Below are 3,166 nucleotides of genomic sequence, written 5' to 3' on the forward strand. Positions count from 1 at the left end.
TAAGCCATTACACCGGGTGGAGTTAAGCAGCTATTCGCTGAGTAAGTTCAAAGCCAGCAACCAGCAGTACCAGTTTTATCTGGCCTGGAATGGCCTGAAGGGCCGAGAGGTTAAGGGGCGTATCAGCCGGCAGAAGTGGAACGAGATGGGACGAATCCCGGATGCACCAGCCCGCGTGGACTGGCACGAAGCGGGGCGGTACTGCGCGTGGCTGGGGGAGGTGACGGGCCTGCCGTTCTCGCTGCCGACGGAGGCGCAATGGGAATACGCGGCGCGTAGCCGGGGTAAATATGTGGTGGCGCCCACTAATGACGGCACGATACGTATAGAAAATCGCAGGGGCATCAATATTGCCACTGAGCTGGATGCTGAAGAGTATGCAAAAAAGGCAGGCCTGACCCTCAAGTGGCTATCCCCGCTTCCCCGGGATTTCCGTCCCCCCAATCCGCTGGGAATTTACGACATGGCCGGAAACGGCTGGGAATGGATGAAGGACTGGTATGACCCGGAATACTACAGCCATTCGCCGGTAAAAGACCCGCAGGGCCCGGAGCAGCCGGTATTCAAAGACCCGGACGGGTACTACACGCGGGTGCTGCGCAGCCAGGACTACTCAGGGCCGGGGCGCGGGCTGACCATGGTGCGCTATAAAACCGATCCGGGAAATAAAGGCTATCCACCAACCGACAAAACCGTGCGCTGCGCCGTTAACCACCCGAGTCCGGTGAAGTGAGGTGATCATCCGTTTTTACAGGCATTATACATCTGAATAATCAAGGAAAAGATTATGAGTGAATCAGATAAGCCAGCAGCAGATCATAAACTAAGTAAAGTTGAATCGAATGTAAAAGTTGTGATTGTCAAATCTTGCCAATGTTATTTCAGGATTGACAAATTACAGTTAATCTTTATTGATGAAGCGGATGCCAGCGCGTTTGAGAAAACAATGAGTAAGCTGAGTAATTTGGTAAATACACATCATATTGCAAAGGGTAAATACTCCAACGCTATTGAAAAATATGGTATTCAGTTAAAAGACACTGCCAATAAGGACCGGTTGCCTGAACTGGAAAAAGAAATTTCAAAGGCCGAAGGTGAGCTACAAACAGCAACTAAAAATCTGCAACAGGAGTTAGGCGAGTTCAATGAAGAAAGCGGATATAAACCAATAATTGAGCTAATACCCATTGAAGATGTTAAGAAAAATGCCTTTGGTCGATTTTATTCTTATATAAAAGAAGAAGATTATAAGAAGTTTAAAGAAAAATCCACAGTGATTTCCGTGGATGATTTTAGTGGTGATAATATTTTCACCAAAGATAAAGATAATAATATTATTGGTATCGATATAAAATCTTTATCAGAGAAGTTGAAAGCGGCCAGGGTAAAGATCAATCAAATGATGGATCGCACAATGATTGTTAGTGCCAACATCAAATTTGAAGATACATTAACTGAATGGGCTTCTGTATGGAATGATAAAGCTTATAAGAAAACAGGCGAGCATATTGATGTTTCCGCGGGTGCTCAATTTATGCGCTTGACAGCGAATGCTTCAACTCTTAACAGCTGGGATCCAGATACCGGACAAGTTAAAATAAAGGGTGAGGCCAAGGCTGAGTTAACGGTATTTTCCGGGAAAGTTAATTCTACTATTTATGTTCCAGACCGAACCGGCTGGCCTCTTAAATTTATGATTAATGATACGGATGAAGCCAATATTGGTGTGCTGAGAGCAAAGATAGACGGGGAGTTAACAGGATATGTTGGCGCGTCGGCTAAGGTAGAAGCTAACCTACAGTTTGTGACTCATAATAATAAACAGTTATTAATGGGTAATAGCACCAAAAGTTCGACATTTGCAGAACGAAAAGAAGGTGTAAAAGTTAAGGGTAATAAAGGCAAAGCAAAAAAGGGACTGGAAGTAAAAGCTGAAGCCTTTGGTGGTGCTAAAGTTGGTGCAAGCTTAGGGGGAACATTACAGTGGCTGAAGCCCTTCACTTCACTGGTTGCGGAAATTCCGGCCATGTTAAGAAAGTTAGGTCTTGATCCTGAATTAATGCTTGACTCCGCAACGATGGCAAAATTAATCCAACTCAGAAAAGAGAAAGATAAAAAGAAAGAAGAGCATTTGGGAACATTTCAGAATTTTGGTTCACTTAAAGTGGGGGGCGAAGTTCAGTTAGGCGCAGGGGCCAGTGGTGAATTTAGGGTTCGCTTTGTCAAAGGAAGATTCAGGTTTCATATTCATGGCAGTTTGTGTTTGGGCCCCGGCGCGAAGGGCCTCGTGGAGGGTGAAATTACTCCTGAACTGTTTATGGAATTCGCAGTATGGGTTATCTATCAACTCTATGGCATGGATTATAGGCACTGGGTGATTATTGAGGAAGAAGCATTTAAGGCTTTGGGATATATTTTGTTGATGGACCAGGAGAAAAGATACAAAGAGTATTATGATAAGATGAAGGCTGAATTTCATAATGTTCGAGATGATTTCATTGACTTTGTTCAAAAAACATTTACAGAAATCATGACTGCAAGAGATCAGTCGGCAAAACGCAATAAATTTGCGTCTGAAATTAATAGCAATCCTGGTAACGTGTATCTTTATTCGCCTGAAGCAAAAGGTTCTGCCCTGTATATCCTGACCTTAGACGGCGCGTACGATCGTATTGATATTAATAACCAGGGGGATGGCATCATCCCGGATACCAACCATGAACGAAAAAAAGCGGTAATGTTTATTTTGTCCAGTATCCAAACCAAGCGAGAGTGGAAAAAGGTGTTGACGCGCATTACCGCAACGGGAACGGTGTATCAGGGTAATGAGGATACGGTTGTTAAAATGGCACAAAAGAATATCCGGATATTCCTGCAGACGGGTATTGATAGTGATGACGAGTTGGATAACATCATCGACAAACTAGAATTGCGCGATTTCGATGAGCTCGTGTCACGTTTAAAGGAAAAACCAACCTACGGTTATTCTTTTTCTCCCAACTGCAGTAAGCAATATAAGCTGCACTGTGATGATAATCCATTATATAGCTCACTGTGCCATTTTGAGCCGGTTGAACCGCAGTATCAGCAAAAATGGGAGAATAACGATTAATGGAAAATAACCGAATCTATAAATATAGCCTGGCGCTACTGCTGTTGCTGAGCG

Annotated in this window: 2 protein-coding genes; both read left to right on the forward strand. The window is 44.0% G+C overall.

Annotated elements, in window-relative coordinates; genetic code table 11:
- A partial coding sequence (locus tag FDX01_RS03470) for a formylglycine-generating enzyme family protein (protein ID WP_137399241.1) occupies window positions 1–733 on the forward strand: 733 nt, incomplete at its 5' end.
- Window positions 734–787: 54 nt separating this feature from the next.
- Complete coding sequence (locus tag FDX01_RS03475) at window positions 788–3,112, forward strand: hypothetical protein (RefSeq protein ID WP_137399237.1); 2,325 nt, start codon at window positions 788–790, stop codon at window positions 3,110–3,112.
- Window positions 3,113–3,166: the final 54 nt, after the last annotated feature.

The organism is Citrobacter sp. wls613 (genome assembly GCF_005281195.1).
Classification (GTDB): domain Bacteria; phylum Pseudomonadota; class Gammaproteobacteria; order Enterobacterales; family Enterobacteriaceae; genus Citrobacter; species Citrobacter gillenii.